19 protein-coding genes are annotated in these 22,054 nt (G+C 30.2%); 13 read left to right on the forward strand and 6 right to left on the reverse strand.

What is annotated here, in order from left to right; genetic code table 11:
• Positions 1-17 precede the first annotated feature (17 nt).
• The 4 genes from Q1A15_RS16105 to Q1A15_RS16120 all read right to left on the reverse strand — a co-directional run bounded on the left by Q1A15_RS16105 (position 18) and on the right by Q1A15_RS16120 (position 4,087).
• Entirely contained in the window at positions 18-1,214 is a 1,197-nt protein-coding gene (locus tag Q1A15_RS16105; RefSeq protein WP_299626302.1) for a DUF1501 domain-containing protein, read from the reverse strand.
• Positions 1,215-1,226: 12 nt separating this feature from the next.
• Positions 1,227-2,600, reverse strand: coding sequence for a DUF1800 domain-containing protein (locus Q1A15_RS16110; protein ID WP_299626305.1), 1,374 nt, complete (start codon positions 2,598-2,600; stop codon positions 1,227-1,229).
• Positions 2,601-2,694: 94 nt separating this feature from the next.
• Positions 2,695-3,441, reverse strand: coding sequence for a uroporphyrinogen-III synthase (locus tag Q1A15_RS16115; RefSeq protein WP_299626307.1), 747 nt, complete (start codon positions 3,439-3,441; stop codon positions 2,695-2,697).
• A gap of 10 nt (positions 3,442-3,451) precedes the next feature.
• Positions 3,452-4,087, reverse strand: a complete 636-nt coding sequence (locus Q1A15_RS16120; protein WP_299626310.1) for a DUF4271 domain-containing protein — start codon at positions 4,085-4,087, stop codon at positions 3,452-3,454.
• Between the two features lie 82 nt (positions 4,088-4,169).
• Between Q1A15_RS16120 and Q1A15_RS16125 the strand changes: the two genes are divergently transcribed.
• Genes Q1A15_RS16125 through Q1A15_RS16135 form a run of 3 tightly spaced genes read left to right on the forward strand, consistent with a single transcriptional unit; the run spans position 4,170 to position 6,697 of the window.
• A complete protein-coding gene (locus Q1A15_RS16125) occupies positions 4,170-4,889 on the forward strand; it encodes a polyprenol monophosphomannose synthase (protein ID WP_299626313.1) in 720 nt (239 codons plus the stop codon).
• 2 nt (positions 4,890-4,891) lie between these two features.
• Positions 4,892-6,232 (forward strand): dihydroorotase, encoded by a 1,341-nt coding sequence (locus tag Q1A15_RS16130; RefSeq protein ID WP_299626316.1) that lies wholly within the window; start codon positions 4,892-4,894, stop codon positions 6,230-6,232.
• The gene (locus Q1A15_RS16135) at positions 6,233-6,697 is read left to right on the forward strand and encodes a DUF4296 domain-containing protein (protein ID WP_299626319.1); all 465 of its coding nucleotides are present in this window, start codon (positions 6,233-6,235) and stop codon (positions 6,695-6,697) included. It abuts the gene before it with no gap.
• A gap of 3 nt (positions 6,698-6,700) precedes the next feature.
• Here Q1A15_RS16135 and Q1A15_RS16140 read toward each other — a convergent pair whose 3' ends face one another.
• On the reverse strand, positions 6,701-7,705 hold the full coding sequence (locus Q1A15_RS16140) for an SDR family oxidoreductase (protein ID WP_299626322.1): 1,005 nt from the start codon (positions 7,703-7,705) through the stop codon (positions 6,701-6,703).
• 293 nt (positions 7,706-7,998) lie between these two features.
• On the opposite strand from Q1A15_RS16140, the gene Q1A15_RS16145 reads away from it, so the two are divergent.
• The gene (locus tag Q1A15_RS16145; RefSeq protein ID WP_299626325.1) at positions 7,999-10,860 is read left to right on the forward strand and encodes a sensor histidine kinase; all 2,862 of its coding nucleotides are present in this window, start codon (positions 7,999-8,001) and stop codon (positions 10,858-10,860) included.
• Complete coding sequence (locus Q1A15_RS16150) at positions 10,841-11,581, forward strand: LytTR family DNA-binding domain-containing protein (RefSeq protein WP_299626328.1); 741 nt, start codon at positions 10,841-10,843, stop codon at positions 11,579-11,581. The genes Q1A15_RS16145 and Q1A15_RS16150 overlap by 20 nt, the downstream gene beginning before the upstream one ends.
• Before the next feature lie 396 nt (positions 11,582-11,977).
• On the opposite strand, the gene Q1A15_RS16155 is transcribed toward Q1A15_RS16150, so the two are convergent.
• The gene (locus Q1A15_RS16155) at positions 11,978-12,586 is read right to left on the reverse strand and encodes a hypothetical protein (protein ID WP_299626331.1); all 609 of its coding nucleotides are present in this window, start codon (positions 12,584-12,586) and stop codon (positions 11,978-11,980) included.
• 187 nt (positions 12,587-12,773) lie between these two features.
• Here Q1A15_RS16155 and tyrS point away from each other — a divergent pair, with 187 nt between their 5' ends.
• The 8 genes from tyrS (at position 12,774) to Q1A15_RS16195 (ending at position 22,031) form a co-directional block, all read left to right on the forward strand.
• A complete protein-coding gene (tyrS, locus tag Q1A15_RS16160; protein ID WP_299626334.1) occupies positions 12,774-14,078 on the forward strand; it encodes a tyrosine--tRNA ligase in 1,305 nt (434 codons plus the stop codon).
• A gap of 299 nt (positions 14,079-14,377) precedes the next feature.
• Positions 14,378-15,628 carry an aspartyl protease family protein gene (locus tag Q1A15_RS16165; RefSeq protein ID WP_299626338.1) on the forward strand — a complete coding sequence of 417 codons (1,251 nt, stop codon included), beginning with the start codon at positions 14,378-14,380 and terminating at the stop codon, positions 15,626-15,628.
• Between the two features lie 75 nt (positions 15,629-15,703).
• Entirely contained in the window at positions 15,704-15,928 is a 225-nt protein-coding gene (locus Q1A15_RS16170; protein WP_299626341.1) for a hypothetical protein, read from the forward strand.
• A 117-nt stretch (positions 15,929-16,045) separates the two neighbouring features.
• A complete protein-coding gene (locus Q1A15_RS16175) occupies positions 16,046-16,414 on the forward strand; it encodes a hypothetical protein (RefSeq protein ID WP_299626344.1) in 369 nt (122 codons plus the stop codon).
• Positions 16,415-16,604: 190 nt separating this feature from the next.
• Complete coding sequence (locus tag Q1A15_RS16180; protein ID WP_299626347.1) at positions 16,605-17,636, forward strand: transporter; 1,032 nt, start codon at positions 16,605-16,607, stop codon at positions 17,634-17,636.
• Between the two features lie 31 nt (positions 17,637-17,667).
• The gene (locus Q1A15_RS16185) at positions 17,668-20,025 is read left to right on the forward strand and encodes a TonB-dependent receptor (RefSeq protein WP_299626350.1); all 2,358 of its coding nucleotides are present in this window, start codon (positions 17,668-17,670) and stop codon (positions 20,023-20,025) included.
• Positions 20,026-20,161: 136 nt separating this feature from the next.
• Positions 20,162-21,403, forward strand: a complete 1,242-nt coding sequence (locus tag Q1A15_RS16190; protein WP_299626353.1) for a PepSY domain-containing protein — start codon at positions 20,162-20,164, stop codon at positions 21,401-21,403.
• An 85-nt stretch (positions 21,404-21,488) separates the two neighbouring features.
• Positions 21,489-22,031 (forward strand): DUF2911 domain-containing protein, encoded by a 543-nt coding sequence (locus tag Q1A15_RS16195; protein WP_299626356.1) that lies wholly within the window; start codon positions 21,489-21,491, stop codon positions 22,029-22,031.
• Positions 22,032-22,054 lie beyond the last annotated feature (23 nt).

A 22,054-nucleotide genomic window follows, 5' to 3' on the forward strand; every position in this document is an offset into this window, starting at 1 on the left:
AATTTCTAACCTTGACTTTAAATAAAATCAAGGTTAGAAAAGTTTTTATTTAAAACTTTAGCATTGTCAATCGCTAACCATTTATCTAAAATTGTAGCATACACTTCTCTAAAATCTACAGTATATTTTAAATCTCCATTATCGTCCAAATCACTCAAATTCGGAAGACGATTGTACATTCCGTTTTTCTTTAAATTTTTTCCAATCACAAATACATTATTTGCAGTTCCATGATCGGTTCCGTTAGAGCCATTTTGTTTTACACGTCTTCCAAATTCAGAGAACGTAAGAATTAATGTATCATCAAATGTGTTATTGCGTTTTAAATCTTTTACAAAAGTAGCAATACTTTCAGCATACACTTTTAATAATCGCGCTTGTCTGTTTTTCTGATTCGCATGCGTGTCAAATCCAGTTAAACCAGCATAATAAATTTGCGTATCTATTCCAGAAGAAATAAACTCAGCAATTGTTTTTAGCTGTTTCCCGAATGCATTTTTAGGATAATCTACAGAAGACGATTGTGTTTTTGTTTTTTCATAAATGTACGAAGCTGAAGATTTAGCATCAATCATGGTGTTGTATAAGTAGCCTAAATTGTGTTCGCTCAAATGTTTGTCGTTTTTGTAATTATTGAAAACATTGTCAAAAAAAGGCTGATTTAACAAGCGATGAAATAGCTTCGGATTTGTAATTGCCAATCCGTTTTGATGATTTCCTTTTAACAGTAAAGAAAGACTTTCATCTACTTCTATAGCACGATATGGTTTTGAGTTTGTAACATCTAAAAAACGACCAACCCAACCCGACTGTAAATATTCATTACTATCACTAGCCGTTTGCCAAATATCTGTTGACCTAAAATGTGATCGATTCGGATTTGGATAGCCTACATTATTGATAATCGATACATGACCATCATCAAATAAATTTTGTAAAGGAGCTAAACTCGGATGAAAACCAACTTCATCATTCAATTGTAATAATTGATTTTTCTGAAGTGCAATATTTCCTCTGTTTTGATAGTAAAGATCATTCCTAAACGGAACAACAGTATTTAATCCGTCGTTTCCGCCTTTCAACTGAATAATTACTACTTTCTTGTAAGAATTGACTTGAGAAAGTGTCGTTTCAAAAGCTTTTAAAAATTGAGGAACTAAAAAAGCTCCACCTGTAGCTAGCGATGTTCTTTTAATAAAATTTCTTCTTTTCATGATCTTACTATTTTAACATAATTGAAACTCTGGAAGTGATAATAACTGAATGCAGAACTCCTTTTTAGGTAGATTGTAATATTGTTTCAGTAATTCTTTAGTCCCGGCACTTATTGGAGCTGTAATTAATACATCAACAAGTTCTTTATTAGAAACAGTATTGTATTTTGTTTCGAAATTCTCCCAATCGGTAGTTGTTTTTATAAAGGTTTTACGTTTTCGTTTTCTCTTTTTAAAATCAGTAATCACAGCTTTAAAATCATCCTTATCAGAATACGTGATTTCTGCGTTATTTAACAATACAGAAGCCAAACGAAGTCGTGTAACAATGGTATTACTGTCTATCCAATTTTGTCCACCTTTCCAACCGGCAACATTAGGAGGTAATAACAAAATCTGACCTAATAATTTCTGAATAAGAATTTCTTGTTTTTCTTTTTGAAATGTAAACGGAACAATGTTATGTGTACCCACAATTAATTCTATCGGAGATTTAATTTTAGTTCCAATATTTGTTTCATCGTAAAACCAATCCGATAAAAGAATATGTTTCATCAGGTTTTCAATGTTGTAATCAGTAAAGAAAATAGCTGTTAATTCTTCTATTCTATCATTGTCTAGTTTATCATTTACAAAATAGCTGTAGATCTTTTCGCAGATAAAACGTGCACATTGTTTCTTACTTAAAACAATATCAATAATATCATCGCCAAAATAGTTTCCTGTTTTTCCCAAAAAGGTTTTTTCGCCATAATCATGTTTTCGTTTTCTTAATCTAAAGTTGCCCTTAAAATCGTGATTGTATCCTGTAAAAGCTCTCGCAGCTTCTTTAATATCTGTTTCGGTATAGTTTCCTTGGCCTAAAGTAAAAAGCTCTAATAATTCTCTTGCAAAATTTTCATTCGGACTATCTTTCTTGTTCTGCTTATTGTTTAGGTATTTCAGCATTGCTGCTTCTTTAGAAATCGCTTTTACAAAAGCACGAAAATCTCCTAAAGCAAATTTTCTTAAAGTGTTGTTGTATTGTAAAACGTGTACAATGTTTTTGTCTTCGCAAACAAAATGATTTGCCCAAAACAAAGTCATTTTTTCTCTTAAAATCTCAGTAGGATTATTTAATCTGTCAATCCAAATACCATTTAATTCTCGTATTTTTTTTCTGCTGATTTTCATTAGGTCTTTTCTCTTTTTTTTATTTTTTAATTCTTTAAGAGAGAGATCACTAATAAAACTAGTGTCAATATTTAAAGGAGTAACTTTTTCTGAAGATTGAAAAAGTTGGTTAATCACTTCGTTTCTTTGTTTAGATTGAAGTGCTTCAATTTCTTTCGGATGCAATCCAAAACCAATTCTATTATAAAGATGAAGTATATACTGTGTTTTCATAATAATAAGACAGAACTAATGAGGTAAGGTTTAATATAAAAATAAAAAACCTCGCTACAGTTAGCGAGGTTCTTATGATATATTTTGTAAGAAATTACTTTTTGTTCACTTCTTTAATATACTTTTCTAAAGCCATTGTCATAGAAGGTGTTTCTGGAGTTGGAGCAGCAATATCTACTCGTAAACCTTTTGCTTCTACAGCTTTTATTGTTGAATTACCAAATACAGCAATTCTTGTATTGTTTTGTTTAAAATCTGGGAAGTTTTCAAATAAACTTTCGATTCCAGAAGGACTAAAGAAAACTAATACGTCATAGAATACGTCTTCTAAGTCAGATAAGTCGCTAACTACAGTTCTATATAAGTCAGCTCTTTTCCAGTTTACACCTAATTTGTCAAGCTCGTCTGGAATTAAAGACTTTAATTTATCTGAACTAGGAAGTAAGAATTTCTCGTCTTTATGTTTTTTAATTAATTTACATAATTCTGGGAAAGTTCTTGTTCCAACATATATTTTACGCTTACGGTAAACAACATATTTTTGTAAATAGTAAGCAACAGCTTCTGATTGACAGAAGTATTTCATACTATCTGGAACTGTAAAACGCATTTCTTCTGCAATTCTAAAGAAATTATCTACAGCGTTTCTACTTGTTAAAATGATTGCTGTAAAATTACTTAAGTCGATTTTTTGCGCTCTTACCTCTTTTACAGGAATTCCTTCTACGTGGATAAATGAACGAAAATCAACTTTTACTTTTTGTTTTTCAGCTAAATCAAAATAAGGTGAAGTCTCAGTTTTTGGTGCTGGCTGAGATACTAAAATCGTTTTCACTTTCATAAAACTTTCTTTATATAGTTGTTGTTTTATAAATAATTAGCAAAGGAGCTAATTCGAGGGTGCAAAAGTACAAAATAAAATAGAAGAAGTGATTAAAAATCAGCTTTTTGTTGTTTTTAATCACCAATATTCCCCTAAAAGCCATTAATAAAAGCAAATAAACAATTAAAATTTTGTCATTTGAGTAGGTATATTGATAAAAAACTAAAATAGGAAACAACCACAAACTGATAGAATATAGGTATCCAGTTTTTGAAAATAAAAAATATCGAGTTAATTCTTCAATTTCTAAAGAGAATGAAATCAATTTTATAATCAGATACTTTATCAAGATAAATGCAGATACTCCTCCTAAAGTAATCAGATAAGAGCTAGTATAATTTTCTAAATAGTTTGATAAAAGAAAATGAATGCACAATGAAAATATCAGTAAACTAAAAATGAAAATTAATACGTGAAATACAGAAAAAATAGATGGATTTTTATTGGAACGATTTTCTATAAATCCTTGAGAAAAAAAGGCAATACTATATCCTAGTAATAGCTGAGGTTTGTATAACTTCATTAAAGCAATTAGCACTAAAGAAGTTAACAATACAAGTGTGATCCAGTCGTTAGAAATGAAATTACGTTCAATAATTTCCATAAAGTTTTCAGAAATTCAATTAACACAAAATTAGTAATAAATTAGTTTATCTTTGTTCGAGTTTTTAACGAAATAAAGTTTGATGTCTGACACATTAGTCATAATCCCTACTTACAACGAAAAAGAAAATATAGAAGCTATTATCCGAGCTACATTTAGTCAGGAAAAAGTTTTCGATATTTTAGTTGTTGATGATAATTCACCAGATGGAACCGCTACAATCGTAGAAAGTTTAATGTTAGAATTTCCGAATCAATTGTTCATAGAAAAGAGAACAGGAAAAAACGGATTAGGAACTGCTTACATACATGGTTTTAAATGGGGATTGAATAAAAATTATGACTATTTAATCGAAATGGATGCAGACTTTTCTCACAATCCAAACGATCTAATACGTTTATACAATTCATGTGTTGTTGATGGTGCTGATGTTTCTATAGGGTCTAGATATTCTGTAGGAGTGAATGTTGTGAATTGGCCAATGAATAGAGTATTGCTTTCGTATTTCGCATCTAAATATGTTCGATTTATTACAGGAATTCCTGTACACGATACTACAGCAGGGTTTGTGTGTTGGTCGAGAAAAGTGTTAGAAACAATTCAGTTAGATAAAATTAAGTTTGTAGGATATGCTTTTCAGATTGAAATGAAATACAAAGCATGGAAACACAAGTTTAATGTAAAAGAAGTATCGGTAATTTTTACCGACAGAACTTTAGGAGAATCTAAAATGAGCGGAGGTATTGTTTACGAAGCTTTATTTGGAGTAATAAAAATGAGATTAAAAGGCTTACCAAAATAAAAATGAAAAAATCATACTTAATCCAGAACGCAAAAATTGTTAACGAGAATCGTGTTTTTTCCGGAGATGTATTAATTAAAGATGAAATTATCAGTAAAATAGCTGATAAAATCGAACCTACAGGTGATGAAACTGTAATTGATGCCAATGGGAAATATTTAATTCCAGGGATGATAGATGATCAAGTTCATTTTAGAGAACCAGGACTTACACATAAAGCTAACATAGCAACAGAAAGTAAAGCTGCTGTTGCTGGAGGTATTACTTCTTTTATAGAAATGCCAAATACTTCTCCGCAGGCAACTACTCAAGAATTATTAGAAGATAAGTTTGAAATAGCAAGTAAAACTTCTTATGCAAATTACTCGTTTATGTTTGGTGGAACAAACGATAACTTAGATGAGTTATTAAAAACGAATCCTAGAAATGTAGCTGGAATTAAATTATTCTTAGGTTCTTCAACAGGGAACATGTTGGTAGATAATGAAGAAGTATTAGAAAAGATATTCTCTTCAACCAATATGGTAATCTCTGTACATTGTGAAGATGAAGGAACAATCAGAAAAAATACAGCAGAGTTTAAAGAAAAATATGGAGACGATATTCCTGTAAAATATCATCCAATTATTAGAAGTGAAGAAGCTTGTTATTTATCTTCTTCAAAAGCTATTGAATTAGCGAAAAAGACAGGAGCAAGATTACACGTGTTCCATTTATCTACAGCAAAAGAAACAGAACTTTTTAGAAACGATATTCCTTTAAAAGATAAGAAAATAACAGCAGAGGTTTGTATTCACCATTTATGGTTTACCGATGCAGATTATGATAGAAAAGGAACGCATATCAAATGGAATCCTGCAGTAAAAACACAGCAAGATAAAGACGGACTTTGGAAAGCTTTATTAGATGACAGAATTGATGTGATTGCTACAGATCACGCTCCACATACTTTAGAAGAAAAAGCAAATGTGTATACAAAAGCACCAAGTGGTGGACCTTTAGTTCAACATGCTGTTGTTGCGCTTTTTGAAAAAGTAAAAGAAGGCGTAATTTCTATAGAGAAAGTAGTTGAGAAAATGTGTCATAATCCAGCTATTCTTTTTCAAGTTGAAAAAAGAGGATACATTAAAGAAGGCTATTATGCAGATATTGTGTTAGTAGATCCAAACGATCCTTGGGAAGTTTCAAGAGACAACGTACTTTATAAATGTGGTTGGTCTCCTTTCGAAGGAGTTACATTATCATCTAAGATTACGCATACTTTTATCAATGGTAATCTAATGTATGATAACGGAGTATTTAATGAAGAAATTAAAGGAAAGCGTTTATTATTTGAAAGGTAAATGAAAAACACAATTGTATTTATTTTTTCTATTTGTATAATGATTTCTTGTACAGGAAATACCATTTACAAAGCACCAGAAAATCTTATACCAAGAGATACTATGATAAGTTTACTTACCGATATGCATATTGCATCGGCATCTAAACCTATTAAAACGGTAAAAAATAGGAGAGATTTAAACTACATGCAATTGGTGTATGATAAATACAAAATAGATAGTTTACGTTTCGAACAAAGTAATACGTATTATACTTCTAGAATTGATGATTATGATAAGCTATTGAAGTCAGTGAGAACAAACTTAGAAGTAATAGCAAGTAAATATCAAGTAGAAAAAAACACAAGAGATTCTATTAAGAAGAAAGAAAAAGAACTTCTAAAAAAGAAAGCAGATTCTCTGACACCTAAAAAAAGCATAGAAGCTGTTAAAGACAGTTTAATTATACAAGAAGACGAAGAGTAATGGTTATTTTTTATAATCATTACAAACGTCTTCAATAACTTTTGTTATCGATTCAAACTTAAAATCTAAAGCAGTTTTAATCTTATCAGCACTATAATAATCTTTGTTATGTGCAGATCGGGCAGAGTTCTTTGTTAAAAAAGGACGTTTTCTAGTTATTAATGAAAGGAACCAATCTACTCTCCAAACAATAGAAGTTACAAATCGATTGATTTTTATATTAGGTCGTTTAATACCAAAGTTATCAGCGATTTCATGAAAAATTTCTTTGAAAGATTTGTTTTCAGAAACTAAAATAAAGCGTTCGTTTTTTATATCAGAATGCGCAAGTTTAATTAAAGATTTAATAACATCTTTTACACCAACAAATCCAGTAACTCCTTCTGTATAAATCTTTAATCCTTTAAAAACTTGATCGAAAATTTTTCCAGATCCTTCATGGAAAAAACCACTACCTAATATAACTCCTGGATTTACTATAGCTACTTCAAGACCTTCTTGACTTCCTCTCCAAACTTCCATTTCTGCACCATATTTGCTAATTGCATAACCATGTTTGTCTTTCGTGTCTACCCATTCATTTTCTTCATTTATGGTGTTGTTATTAATAGCATCACCAACTGCAGCTATAGAACTTACAAAACAGAATTTTCTAACTTTGGTTGAAATAGAAAAATTAATAAGATTGGCTGTTCCTTCGATATTAACTTTTCTCATATCGTGATAATCCTTCGGATCAAATGAAACTAAAGCCGCACAATGATAAACATATTCATATTGTTGAGAGAATACTTCTTCTAACGAAGGAATATCAATAATATCAGCTTTAATCCATTTGATTTTATTGAAGAGTACGTCAGAATTTTCAGTGTAATAAGAAAACACTTTTTTAACAGAAGCTAACTTCTTTTCTGTTCTGTAAATCGCAGTTATATGTTCATGTTCTTCCAACAGGAAATATAATAAGTGCGATCCAACCAAACCAGTTCCTCCAGTAACTAATATCATATGCTTAATTTAAATGAAATATTTAACCAATAATTAGCTAATGTAAAAGTAGCTATTATTACTTGTTTTTGATCAAATAATGATGTTTTGTTAGCGGATTTTAATTCGATGTAATAAGGTTTGTGTAGAAAACTTAATTTTATAATTTTACCAGAACCGTTATCCTATATAAAGCAATCACAAAGTATTTCTACATATTATTTTTCTTCATTTTAAGTATTTCTTGGACTCAAGAACCATTAAGTATTCATTTATCTGAAATAGACGGATTACCAGACACCGAATTCTATGATATGATAGAAGATGATAAAGGTTATATTTGGTTGGCTGCAGATAGAGGTTTGTTTCGATACGACGGAAATGCATACATAAAAGTTGAACATCCTAATAAAATCGGACTTTCAGTTTTTAATCTTAAGAAAGATAGTAGAGGTAGAATTTGGTGTAGAAATAGATACGGACAGTTTTTTTATACCGAAGGAGACGAGTTAAAATTGTTTATAGATCTAAAAGATAATTTCGGTATTTCAACTCAGTTTATCGATTACAATGTTTCAGCAACATCTCTTAATGTCTCGAATGTAAAGCATACTTATTTTATAGATTTAAAAACAAAAACAACAATCTACGAGAAAGATACTCCTCATCAAGGTAGAAGAAATACAGATATAATTCATTTTAAAAATCACAATTATATCTTATTAGATTCTATATTGAAGATTAATTATCTAGGAGAAAAAATCGCTAGTTTCCCGATAGATCATCAAGAAGATAACTACAATTCATTTTTCTCTTTTAAAAGGAATTTATATTTATACCGATCAAGAAATAAAATTCCAGTTGCAGAAGAGGGTTTGCAGGAAAAATTATTTAGAGTAGATCCCGAAAAAGGATTATCTAACAAAAATCTTCTACCGAAAAGACTGCAGAATAAATTTATCAATAGTATAAAGGAGATCAACAATCAATTGTGGTTTGTTACCAATGAAGGTGTGTTCTTATACGATTTTGTTGAAGATAAGTTAGTGTTTAAAAATGTACTTTTTCAGGGAGAATATATTACTCAAGTAGTACAAGATTTTAAAGGAAAAATTTGGGTAACTACTTTAAAAAACGGAATTTTTCTTATTCCGAATTACGATATACAAATACAAAACTTAGCGGAATCTGGAGAAGTGGTTTCATTTCTTTTTCACGATAATACTATGATTTGTGGAAAGAAAAAAGGAAAGATTGTTGTTCAAAATTTAGCTAAGACCAATGATAAAAAAGAGTTTGATGTTTTCAATCTGGTCGGAGAGATTATTTGGTTAAAAAAAGCGAGTCCGAATTTAATTTTCTTTTTCGGTTCTCGAGGATCTTTACTTTGGAATATAGAATTAAATACACTGCATAAAGTTGAAAATGGGAGTTATTTACGAGATATAAATTATAGAGAAGAAGATCATCTGTTTTTCGTGTCAGATCCAAGTGATTGTTATTACTTCGTAAATAATCTCAAGTTTAAAAATCAGCAAAAAAATAAAGAACCAGTTGTAGCTGAAAGCATTTTCTTTCAAAGAAATAATGTATTACTCAATGGAAATTCTTGGAAGAATTTTACTACATCAAAAGCTATAATTTATGTTTCTGGTTCGTATAAATTGTATCGTTTTTCAAAAGGTTTCAAGCAAGAAGAAATATCGTTTCATGGTAAAGATATTTTAGCAAATTCTTTTACTGAAACTAACGATGGTGTGGTTTGGATAGCGAGTCCGAATCTAGGTTTATTAAAAGTTGATGAAAATCAAAAAATCACCAATTTTGAATTGCATCAAAATACTCAGGATAATAAAATATTACACGTTTTAGCAGACGGAAATAATTTATGGGTTCTAGGAGAAACTCATTTAAGTTTTTACAATAGAAAAGAGAATTCGGTTATAAAGTTTGACTTAATCAATGAGCTTAGAGGAAACAAAATTAAGGAGATTCGATTACATCAAAACAAATTGTATGTATTAGGTCGAAAAGCTATTGTAACCATTGATAAAAAAGTACTTAACGAAAAAATATATCCTGAAAGGATAATTTTTAAAGATATTCTATTTGGAAATGAAAAATTTAAAGTAGAATCGAAATATTCACTTCCTCACGATAAAAATGAAATGGAACTTTATTTTGATGTTTTAGGATCTGAAATAGGAAGTAAAACATTTAAATACCGATTACTTGGGTTGAGTGAAAAATGGAGTGTAACTAATGAAACTCAAGTTAGGTATCCGTACATACCTTACGGACAATATGTTTTTCAGATAAAAGCTTTAAACCGAAAAAATAATAAATACAATAAACACAAAGAGATTATTATCACAATTGCTAGTCCGTTTTGGATGCAATGGTGGTTTATTAGCGGAGTTATTTTATTAATTATTCTGGTGCTTTTTCTGTTTGTAAAAAGAGTTCGACGAAACCAAAGAAATCTATTCGAAAAAGAACGATTAAGTAAAGAGTTAATATTTTCTAGATTAGAAAATTTAAGATCGCAAATGAATCCTCATTTTATATTCAATACCTTAAACTCTATTCAAGGTTATATTATCACGAATAAAAAAGAAGAAGCAAGTATTTATTTAGCTGAGTTTTCTCAGTTAATTAGAATGTATTTAGATTTTAGTAGAAAACAATTCACCAAACTTCCAGAAGAAATAAAAGCTTTAGAAACATATTTAAAACTTGAGCAATTAAGAATTGGAGAAAGTTTTCAGTACACTATTAATTCAAGTAATGTTGGTAAAGGAAAATTGATGAAAATTCCTTCTTTATTTATTCAGCCCTATATAGAAAATGCGATTAAACACGGATTATTTCCGAAGAAAGGAATAAAAAAATTAAATATTACATTCAGTTATCTATCAGACGAAGAAGCATTAATATGTGTTATAGATGACAACGGAATAGGAAGAGAAAGAGCAAAAGAATTGAAACGAATTAAAAGTCAATATCATAGTTCTTATGCCATAGAAGCAAATGAAGATAGAACCAATTTGCTGAATAAAAATAGAAAAGAAAAGGTAACAATAACAATACAAGATAAGTTTAGTTCTGATAGCATTTCTGAAGGAACTAAGGTTATTATTAAAATTCCACAAGAAGATGAAAGTTATAGTAATTGATGATGAAAAAAACGCGTTGATTTTATTAGAAGCATTATTAAAAGAATTGTTTCCAGAAATCACCCATATTTATACGGCTTTAGATTTAAAAGAAGGAGTAGAATTAATTCATAAACACGCTCCAGATATTGTGTTTCTAGATATTGAAATGCCTAATTATTCGGGACTTCAAATTCTTGATTTTTTCGATAGTAAACAAGTTAATTTCAATATCATATTTGTAACAGCATACAATCAATATGCAGTAGAAGCTTTTAAATTAAGTGCTGTAGATTACATTTTAAAGCCAATTAATATAAATCATCTTAAAGCTGCTGTTCAAAGAAGTAAAGAAAGAAAAGCACAAAAAGAAGTCGGTCAGCAATTAGAAAAACTAAAAAAACTTACAATAAATAGATTGCCAATAGAAGTGCCAAATGGTATGATTTTTCTCTCTTACGATGAAATTCAGTATTTAGAAGCAGATGGTTCTTACACAAAAATTTATGTGAAAGATGGTAATGTAAAAGTGATTTCGAAAACATTAAAATTCTTTGTAGATCAACTTTCGAATAACGATTTCTTTTTCAAATCACATCGATCATATCTGGTAAACATTAAGTATGTAAAAGAGTTTGTAAAGAACGATGGTGGTTATTTATTAATGAAAAATGACACTCGAATTCCATTAGCCAAAGCTAATTTCGATGCTTTTTCCGATTGTGTAAAAGAGTTGTTTTAGTCTATCTCACTAATTAAATTTTCCTTTTAAAAAGAAAATAGTGTCTTTCACAAAGTAAAATCCGTATTCTACAAATATTCATGTTGAGAAGAAAAGAATAGAGATACTTTTGTTATTAGAAATGAAAGTAAAAGAAAGTTTTAATAACCTTAAATTGAAGGGTTTTAATTTAAAAAGCCAGTAATATACTGGCTTTTGAGTTAAAATTACAATTGATATAAATTGTTATGAAATTCGTAGTCAACAATACCTGTAAGAATTGCGGTGATCAACTAAAAAGAAGAATTAGACGTACCAAAGCAGAGCGTGTTTTTTTACCCTTTACAAAGAAATTAAAGTGTACGACTTGTCATTCCGAATATTTAAAAGTTTGATGAACTACTATGTTTTTAGGTTTTATTGAGTAACAGGAATATTGTTAATTTGAATTTTTACATCAAACTCAATTTCTCCATTAGAACCATTTCCTTCAACTATTCTCGTGATTTTTATAAGTCCTTTGTTATCATAAGCATCTTGAAATTCAATAATATCACCACCATTTAATTCAGTAACAGATTGTGTTGTAGGTTTTACGATAGTATTTAATTCACTTTCTAAAGTAATAGCATCAAAATCTGCAGTGGTAATCGTAGTAGATTTACTAAAGAAGCATTCTTTTTTGTCAGCATCAGCAATAGCAGTTAAATCAAAAACATCAGTAGGATAATTTTTTACAGAAGCAAAAGAAGCTTTTCTACTAGTTCCATAAAAATAACCAAAATCCCAAGAACTACCATTGGTTGCGGCATCACTTATCTTATGAACAGTATTATTGTAGAAAGTCATAAAAGTAGACGAAGTTTCATCAGCTAAAGGAGCAGCTAATAATTTTGCAGAATATGTTGTAACTGCAGCAGGCGGATCAACAGGATCAATTATTTCATCTTCACTATTACAGCTTGTTAACATCAATAAGCCTGTAACTAATGCAAAAAATAATGGGAATTTAAATGTACTTTTCATTTTTTTAAATTTATTTAGTGTATTTAATGTAGTCTTTAGACCGAAAAAAATAAGATTGGTCACAAAAGGGAAACACCAAATCTTTTTAAAAATTGTGAAGCGAAAATTAAAAGTATTGTTTCTCAATATTCTTAGAAAATAAAATTTTGTAAATGGTATATTTGTCATCACAAAGTAATTTACACCAATGACTGAAAATTTAGTAAAAGAATTAGAATGGCGTGGTATGATCCACGATATAATGCCAGGAACAGAAGAACAACTTCAAAAGCAAATGACTAGTGCTTATATTGGTTTCGATCCTACTTCAGATTCATTACATATCGGAAGTTTAGTGCCAATTATATTATTAGTTCATTTAGAAAAAGCAGGTCATAAACCTATCGCTTTAGTTGGTGGAGCTACAGGAATGATTGGTGATCCTTCAGGGAAATCAGATGAAAGAAATCTGTTAAATGAAGAAACTTTAGCAAAGAATGTAGATGGTATTAAAGCTACGCTTGCAAGATTTTTAGATTTTGATAGTACAAAAGAAAACGCTCCGGTTTTAGTTAATAATTACGATTGGATGAAAGATTTTTCTTTCATTGAATTTGCTAGAGATGTAGGTAAGCGAATTACTGTAAATTATATGATGGCTAAAGATTCTGTAAAGAAGAGAATTTCTGGAGAATCTGGAAGCGGAATGTCTTTTACAGAGTTTACATATCAATTAATTCAAGGATACGATTTCTATCATTTACATAAAACACACAAATGTGCTTTACAAATGGGAGGATCAGATCAATGGGGAAATATTACTACAGGAACAGAATTAGTAAGAAGAATGAACCCTGGAGAAGATGCAAAGGCTTTTGCTATGACTTGTCCTTTAATTACTAAAGCAGATGGTTCTAAATTCGGTAAAACAGAAGGAGGGAACGTTTGGTTAGATGCAAGTAAAACTTCGGTATATAAATTCTATCAATTTTGGTTAAATACTACAGATGTAGATGCAGAGAAGTATATTAAAATATTTACATTCTTAGATAAAGAAACGATAGATAATTTAATTGAAGAGCATAAAGAAGCACCACATCAAAGAGCTTTACAGAAAAAGTTAGCAGAAGAAGTTACTACATTTGTACATTCTAAAGAAGAATTAGATAAAGCAATTGCAGCATCTAATATTTTATTCGGAAAATCTACAGATGAAGATTTAAAGAGTTTAGATGAGCAAACATTTTTAGATATTTTCGAAGGTGTTCCTCAAGCTGTTGTTGAAAAAGCTGAAATAGATGCCGGATTAGATATGATAGCTGCTTTGGCTGCCAAAACACAGTTCTTAAAATCAAACGGAGACGCTAGAAGAGCATTAAAAGAAAACTCGATAGCAGTAAATAAAGTTAAAGTAAAAGAAGATTACAAGATTACTTCTAATGATTTAGTAGCTAACAAATACGTAATTCTTCAAAGAGGAAAAAGAAATTATTTCTTATTAAAAGTAGAATAATTAAGAAGCAATTTTAATATCAAAACTTAAAGGGCATCGCTTACAGTTGATGCCTTTTTTCTTATACTTATTACAACACTTACTTTTTGGTTTTAAGCAATTACTAGCACAATCAGTACTGCAAGCACTAATCTTTGGTAATGTCTTAACTATTTCTCTTTTAGGTGTGTAAAAAACAATCATACTTTCTGTAAATTCGCTGCAAATATAATTATTTATTTAGAATAAATTAAAATAAAAATTTATTTGTAACGAAACCAGTTGTTTATTCCACTAATAGAAACAAAAAAATAAGTGAAATGGTAAAGAGAATTTTAGTTGTTATAGCATTCCTAATAGGAATTCTTATAGTATTTGGTGGAGGTACATTGTACTATTTCATAAAACAACAAGAGAAGTTAGGTGAAGGAGAATTATATTTTGGAGAAAAAACATCAGTTACAATTCCGTTTTATTATTCAACTTCAGGACACATTCTTATTGATGTAAAATTCGAGAACAGTAAAAAAGCTTATCCTTTTATATTAGATAGCGGAGCTTCAAATTTTATTTTTAAGCATCATTCCAGCGAGTTTGAATTAGAATCAAATGGTAAAGCTATTGGTAGAGGTGCTACGGGGAATTTCTTTCTTACAAGCATTAAAAAAGTTGACGCGATTGAAATTGACAACATACGTATTGAAAAACTAAACTTTAAGGAAATAGAATTTAATTTTAATTGTTCTGATGAAATCTATGGTTTAATCGGTAACGGAACTATGAAACATGTAGATTGGCAAATTGATTTTGAAAAACAAGAAATCATAATGACACAATCTTTAAATGATTTAAAGTTTGGAGATAACACGATAGAAGTTCCATTAAATATCAATAAATCGAGTTTTCATATCAGAACTTCACTACAATTTTCAAAAGAAAAGAAATATAAAAGAGCTTTAGTAGATTTAGGAAATAACGGAGTGCTTTCTTTGGTTGAGAAAGATGTTTTAAAAGATTCTTTAAACCTACAAACAAGAAAGATTTTAGGAAAAAGATCTGAAGGTTTAGGTGGAGAATCAAAGTCAAGTAGTACAGAGAAATTAGTGCTTTTAGATTCTTTATTTTTTAAGAATACAGATTTTAATGTTCAAAAAGTTCCAGCGGTAATGTCGCCATCATCTATGAATTTATTAGGATTAGGTTTTTTAAAGAAATACAAAACAACATTAAGCTGGAAATCAAAAAAAATGATTTTAGAACCTTATGATAGTGTGCCAAACTTCATTTGGAAATCTAACGGATTAGGAACTAAATTTGATAAGGAAACACAAAAGTTAATTGTAAAAAGTATTCTTAATAATTCTTCTGCTTCAGTACAAAATGTGCCTTTAAAAGCTGAAATTTTAGCTATTAATGATACACCAATTACTTCAGAAGATGTGGTATGTGAATTTAGAAGTAAAAAAGACACATCAGATTCTTTAAAAATCAAGATAAAACACAATAATTCTGTTAAAGAAATAGTGCTAACAAAAGAACACGTTTTTCTAAATAATGAGGATTTACAATAGTAAATATTTGAAAAAATATAAATGACTTCAACAATGATATTAAGTAAATAAAATTACATTTGTCATAAAAAAGCTATGCCTCATATTACTTGTGAAAATTGCGGAGATAAATTTTATGATAGTAGAAAATCTTGTCCAAATTGCTCGTTTGAAAGAACAGATGGAAAGGGTAAAGAAGTTGATGTAAAATCAAATACAAAAAAACTGTTTATAGGAATTCTGAAAATTCTAATCTTAATTTACGCTTTGTATAGACTAATAAAACCTTTTGTTAAGTTTTATTGGGGAACTGAAATTTAATTTTTCAAAAACACCAACTATGTTAAAGTTTCAAATACGGTAGTTTTTGGAGTTAATAATAATTGTTTAGATTATAAAACTAAACTACCTTTGCAGCCCGAAAAATAGGATTGTTTTTTGAAGTTAAAAGTAACTACATATTTCTTTGTTTTATTATACTTAATCGCAATGTTGCGCCCTATAGCTCCATTTGTTGAGTATGCAATTAATTACGATTATATCGCTAAAGTTTTATGTATAAATACAGACAAGCCTGAGCTTAGTTGTAATGGAAAATGTCATTTAAAAAAGAAACTTCAGCAGCAACAAGAGGAAGATTACAACTCTTTACGAATTGCTATGGAAGAATATCCAATAGGTTTCGTTTCTGTACTAGAAGTTAGAAAAAGAGTACATCCTAAACAAAAGCAAAAAAGTAACTTCGGTTATCATAAAAACTATAAGTTTTTGTACCATCCTTCAGTTTTTCATCCACCCACCGCATAATTTATTTATTAGGAAGTTCGATAACGGACTTACATCTTTTTAAGATTGATATTGCGATCAATCAAGAAACACATATTCAATAAATAAAATTAGTATGAATTATTCTTTCCAATATCATGAGAGTTTAAAATTCATGCAGATTTCTGAACAGATTAAATTTTAAAATTCAGAAATCAAAAAATAACAATCGATGAAAAACAAATTAATGATTGTTGCTATTTCGTTAATAGCAATGGTAAATACATACGCACAAGAAAAAGAAAATTTATGGACAGCTGGAAGACCTGATGGGCATGCACCAATCTCAGTTATGGGAGATCATTATCATGGGAAAGGAGACGTAATGTTTTCTTACAGGTATATGAGAATGAGTATGGAAGGTTTATTAGATGGAACTTCAGATATTTCAAATGCAGCTGCTCATGATCGTGGTTATATGGTTACACCTCTTAATATGCCAATGGATATGCATATGATCGGAGTAATGTATGGTGTAACTGATAAAATCACAGTGATGGCTATGGCAATGTACATGCAAAATGAAATGGATTTACAAATGCGTATGCCAACAGGAATGACAAATCAATTTTCTACAGCTTCTTCTGGTTTTGGAGATATTAAAATCGGTGCTTTATATAAATTCATCAACAAAGATCGTCAATCGTTACATGCAAACGTTGGGTTATCAATTCCTACAGGAACTTTAGAAGCAAAAGATGTTACTCCAATGTCTGCTCCAAACGAAATTCAATTGCCTTATCCAATGCAAATTGGTAGTGGAACTTTCGATGCAGAGTTAGGGTTAACTTACTTAGGTCAATCTGATAATCTTTCTTGGGGAACACAGTTAAAAGGATTGTATCGTTTTGGAACCAACGATTTCGATTATTCTTTAGGAAACCGTTATAATTTAAACTCTTGGTTTGCATATAAAACTACAGAGTGGCTAAGTTTTTCTGCTAGAGGAGAAGTGGTTGCAGAAGAACGAATTAATGGAGCTAATCCAAATTTAAATCCGATGATGGTAACTACTGCAGATACTGCAAATTCTGGTGGTCAATATATCAATGGAGGACTTGGGTTTAACATTTATATTCCTGAAGGAAGATTTAAAAATGTACGATTTGGATTCGAATATGCGCAGCCACTATTCCAAAAGCCAAATGGAATTCAATTAGAGAGAAACGAGACATTAACTTTCGGACTTCAATACTCACTATAAGTTAAAAAGAACTCAAAGAAATTACATCAAAATGAATAATAAAGTAATAATCCTATTTCTAGGGTTAGTATTAGCCTGTGCAAATATTTCAGCACAAAAAATATATAAAGGAAAAGTAGTAGACGCAAATCAAAATCCGATTTTTGGAGCTTCAGTAATCTCAGTAAAAAACTCAAAAAGAGGAGTTGCTACTGATTATGAAGGTGGATTTATGATTAAGCTTAACGATAATCAAGTGAAAATCTCGATGGTTGGTTTTGCTACTAAAGTGGTCAAATTATCATCAGAATTCAACACGATTATTTTACAAGAAAATCTTCAAAATTTAGATGAGGTTATCGTATCAGCAAGTAGAGAAATTCAGCAAAGAAGAGAAGTTCCTGCTTCTATTGGAGTATTAACTAGTAAGCAAATTGAAGAAACAAAAGCTTTCGGAATTGAACAGTTAGTAAATCAAGTTCCTGGAGTTTTTATGAGTTCTTCAAAAGCTGCGAGTAACGAACAACATTTTATGGCAGTTCGTTCTCCTATTTCAACAAGATCTTTATTCTTATATGTTGAAGACGGATTACCAATTCGTCCTGTAGCTGTGTTTAATCACAATGCATTATTGGAAATGAACAATACTACTTTCGAAAAAGTAGAAGTTCTAAAAGGTCCGGCTTCTAGTATTTACGGAAGTGAAGCTATCGGTGGAAGTTTTAACTTTATTACCAAATCACCTAGAAAAGATTTTGGAGGTTCTGTAAGTATTCAAGGAAACGACCTTGGAATTACAAGGTATGAAGCAGAAGCTTCTACAACAGCAAATGAGAAATACGGATTCTATGTTGGTGGACATTATATTCAAAGAAATAATGGTCCTGTTGGGCATTCAGATTATGAGAAATTTGCCATCACATTTAAGAACGAAAATAATTTCTCTGAAACTTTACGTTGGATAAATTCGGTAAGTTTTATTGACTATAGATCAGATATGACTGGTTCTATTTCTGAACAAAACTTTTTAGCTGGGAATTACGAAAGTGATCAAACATTTACAGAACGTGAAGCACAAGCATTACGTTTTAGATCTACTTTAGAGAAAGTTTGGAATGATCGAAATAAAACTTCTGTAAACTTTATTTACAGAAACAACATCATGAATCAACTTCCATCGTATCGAGTTCGCCAAGATAGAAACATGGGACAATTAACAGGAACAGGTTCGGGTGAAATTAATTCAAATCAATTTAGAAGTTATGTTGGTTTAATTCAACATAAATTAGATTTCAATTTTAAAGATGCTTCTTTAGTAGTAGGAGCAACAGCTGATTTTTCTCCGCAAGATTATGTTGCAGAAACTGTAGACGTGGTTGTAGATACACAAACAGGAAAGAACATTGATTTTACAATAAATTCTGGAGATTACATTTTAAATTATAATGCTGATATTTTTAATTATGCAGGATATGCACAGTTCGAAATTTCACCAATTAAAGCTTTAAAAGTTACAGCAGCTGTTCGTTTCGATGAGTTTAGTTTCGATTACAATAACTTAATTGAAAGTCAGGCAGGAGTTGTAGATACTAAAGTAAATTATAGCAGTGTAGCACCAAAATTTGGACTAAACTATAACGTGAATAAAAACTTAGGTTTTTATAGTAATTACTCAAAAGGATTTACACCACCACAAACATCAACATTATTCAGAAATAGTAGAAATAGTAGTACAGGTGCTACAATTTTCGATTTAAAACCAGCGAAGTTCGATAACTACGAAGTTGGAGGATATTTTACAATTCCATCGAAATTAAAAGTAGATGTAGCAGTATACAGATTAGATGGAACAGATCGATTAATTTCTCTTAGAGATATGTCAGGAAACTTTGTTCAGTTAAATGCTGGTAAAACAAGATCGCAAGGTGTAGAACTTGGTCTTAAATATCAAATATTAGAAAATCTTTCGGTGAATTACAGCGGAAGTTATGCAACTCATAAATACATTTCGTTTTTCGATAATGGTGTAGATTATTCAAATACAGATATGCAAACAGCACCAAATTACTTATCGATGTCTAATATTACGTACAAGCCGCTAAATAATTTAATAGTAACGTTAGAGCACGAACAAGTTGGAAGTTACAATACAAGTTTCGAAAATCAAGTAGTTGTTGGAACTGATACTGCAGGAAATGATATTTTAGGAACATCAACTTACGATGGACACCATGTGTTCAATTTCAGAGGGAGTTTTAAGTTTTATGATTTTGAATTCTGGGGACAAGCATTAAATATTTTTGATGAATTATATGCTGTGCGTGCTAGCTATAATATCTGGAGAAGAGAAAATAGCTATAGTATCGGTAATCCTAGAGCTTTTCATTTTGGAGTGAAGTATAACTTTTAAACAGATAAGATTATTTAATTGTTTCGTCATTCTGAAGGGAAAATATGACCGAAGGAATCTTTTAGTTTTCAAAACAGAGATTACTTCACTTCGTTCGTAATGACGTTTCATTTATTCTGATTGATGAATTTTATTTATGAAAAATAGAAAATTAAATCAATGGTTATGGAAATGGCACTTCATTGCAGGTATCATTTCTTTGCCGTTTGTAATTGTTTTGTCAATTACAGGCGGAATCTACCTGTTTAAATCAGATGTAGAAAACGAAGTTATTCAAGGAATACAAAAATTAATTCCTGAAGAAAAAAGTGAACGATTGAGTTATGATAAACAATGGGAGATCGCTCAAAAAAACTCTAAAAGAAAATTAAATTCAGTAGTTCTTGATGAAACTGATCTAAGTACTGAATTTATTTCTGGAAGATTTGGAGGAAAACAATCTGTATATATTAACCCGTATTCAGGAGAAGTTTCGGGTACTTTTAAAGCGAAAGATACTTGGATGTATTCTGTAAGAAAATTACATGGTGAACTTCTTGGAGGAAAAGTAGGAACGAAAGTAGTTGAGTTTATTGCAAGTTGGATGGTCGTTTTAATATTATCAGGTTTATACATTTGGTTTCCTTTTGTAAGAGGAATTAAAGGAGTTTTTACTGTACGATTAAAAGAAGGAAAAAGAATCCTTTTTAGAGATGTACATGCAGTTACTGGTTTCTGGATTTCTATTTTATTACTGATTGTTTTGGCTGGAGGTTTTCCTTGGACAGATGTTTTTGGAGGGAATTTTAAGAAAGTTCAGCAATGGACAAATACTGGATATCCAAAAACTTGGAGTGGTCGCGGATTAACTTCATCAGTAAAAGAAAAGAGATTGTCTTTAGATGAAATGATCAGCATTGCAAATGCACAAAATTTACCAGGTAAAATCACAGTAGGTTTACCAAAATCAGCAAAAAGTACATTCTCAGTTTCAAATAAAACTTTTCCACTTTCTGAACAAAAAATGATACACTTTGATCAATATTCTGGTGAACTAGTTAAGTCTCACAATTGGAGTGATGTTGGCGTATTAATGAGAGCTAGAATGTGGTTAATGGCTTTTCATCAAGGAGAGTTTGGTGGATGGAATTGGTATTTAATGTTTGCCATAGCAGTGTTATTAACTTTAATGAGTACTGCTGCAATTTTCTCTTATGTATTCAGAAAACAAAAAGGAAAATTGAGTGTGCCTAAATCACCAAAGAGCTTCAAACAAAACTATGGTTTAGTGATTGCAATATTATTTTTAGGAATAATTTTTCCTTTATTTGGAGTGAGTATTGTATTGATTTGTTTATCAGAGTTTTTTAAAAGGAAAGCGATTTCTTTAAAAACATAATTTTCACAAAATTTTAATAAAATTAGATGTAAGGTTTTATAAATTGATAGACGAACCCTTAAATTATAATTTAAAACAATCAATCATGAAAAAATCGATTTTATCAATTGTTGTGTTTGCTGTAGCCTTAGTATTTTCTAATGAAGCTTTCGCGCAAAAGTTTCCTAAGTTAGACAAGAGTCCTATGGATGCGGCTACTTACCCTAGCAGTTATAAAGTTGCCGACAAATTAGTAAAGGTAATTTATAGCCGTCCACAATTAAAAGGTAGATCTTTAGCAAAGTTAGCTCCAGCTGGTAAAGTTTGGAGAACAGGTGCTAACGAAGCTGCAGAAATTACATTTTATAAAGATGTAACTTTTGGAGGTAAATCAGTTAAAGCTGGAACTTATTCTCTATTTACTATTCCTGGAGAAAAAGAATGGACAGTAATTTTAAGTACTGCAAAGAACGTTTGGGGATCTTATTTCTATAAGCAAAACGAAGACGTTGTTAGAGTTACTGGAAAAGTATCTAAAACGAGTTCACCAGTAGAAGCTTTCTCTATCGCTTTTGATGGAAAAGATGGAAATGCAAATATGCACTTAGGATGGGGAACTACTGTAGTATCAGTTCCTGTTAAAGGATAAAATAACATCGTAAGAATAACTAT

The organism is uncultured Tenacibaculum sp. (assembly GCF_947495995.1).
GTDB lineage: Bacteria > Bacteroidota > Bacteroidia > Flavobacteriales > Flavobacteriaceae > Polaribacter.

Excerpts from the sequence above, each read along its gene's own strand:
- Q1A15_RS16105 (WP_299626302.1), bottom strand. The coding sequence starts at position 1,214 with ATGAAAAGAAGAAATTTTATTAAAAGAACATCGCTAGCTACAGGTGGA.
- Q1A15_RS16110 (WP_299626305.1), bottom strand. The coding sequence starts at position 2,600 with ATGAAAACACAGTATATACTTCATCTTTATAATAGAATTGGTTTTGGA.
- Q1A15_RS16115 (WP_299626307.1), bottom strand. The coding sequence starts at position 3,441 with ATGAAAGTGAAAACGATTTTAGTATCTCAGCCAGCACCAAAAACTGAG.
- Q1A15_RS16120 (WP_299626310.1), bottom strand. The coding sequence starts at position 4,087 with ATGGAAATTATTGAACGTAATTTCATTTCTAACGACTGGATCACACTT.
- Q1A15_RS16125 (WP_299626313.1), top strand. The coding sequence starts at position 4,170 with ATGTCTGACACATTAGTCATAATCCCTACTTACAACGAAAAAGAAAAT.
- Q1A15_RS16130 (WP_299626316.1), top strand. The coding sequence starts at position 4,892 with ATGAAAAAATCATACTTAATCCAGAACGCAAAAATTGTTAACGAGAAT.
- Q1A15_RS16135 (WP_299626319.1), top strand. The coding sequence starts at position 6,233 with ATGAAAAACACAATTGTATTTATTTTTTCTATTTGTATAATGATTTCT.
- Q1A15_RS16140 (WP_299626322.1), bottom strand. The coding sequence starts at position 7,705 with ATGATATTAGTTACTGGAGGAACTGGTTTGGTTGGATCGCACTTATTA.
- Q1A15_RS16145 (WP_299626325.1), top strand. The coding sequence starts at position 7,999 with ATGATAGAAGATGATAAAGGTTATATTTGGTTGGCTGCAGATAGAGGT.
- Q1A15_RS16150 (WP_299626328.1), top strand. The coding sequence starts at position 10,841 with ATGAAAGTTATAGTAATTGATGATGAAAAAAACGCGTTGATTTTATTA.
- Q1A15_RS16155 (WP_299626331.1), bottom strand. The coding sequence starts at position 12,586 with ATGAAAAGTACATTTAAATTCCCATTATTTTTTGCATTAGTTACAGGC.
- tyrS (WP_299626334.1), top strand. The coding sequence starts at position 12,774 with ATGACTGAAAATTTAGTAAAAGAATTAGAATGGCGTGGTATGATCCAC.
- Q1A15_RS16165 (WP_299626338.1), top strand. The coding sequence starts at position 14,378 with ATGGTAAAGAGAATTTTAGTTGTTATAGCATTCCTAATAGGAATTCTT.
- Q1A15_RS16170 (WP_299626341.1), top strand. The coding sequence starts at position 15,704 with ATGCCTCATATTACTTGTGAAAATTGCGGAGATAAATTTTATGATAGT.
- Q1A15_RS16180 (WP_299626347.1), top strand. The coding sequence starts at position 16,605 with ATGAAAAACAAATTAATGATTGTTGCTATTTCGTTAATAGCAATGGTA.
- Q1A15_RS16185 (WP_299626350.1), top strand. The coding sequence starts at position 17,668 with ATGAATAATAAAGTAATAATCCTATTTCTAGGGTTAGTATTAGCCTGT.
- Q1A15_RS16190 (WP_299626353.1), top strand. The coding sequence starts at position 20,162 with ATGAAAAATAGAAAATTAAATCAATGGTTATGGAAATGGCACTTCATT.
- Q1A15_RS16195 (WP_299626356.1), top strand. The coding sequence starts at position 21,489 with ATGAAAAAATCGATTTTATCAATTGTTGTGTTTGCTGTAGCCTTAGTA.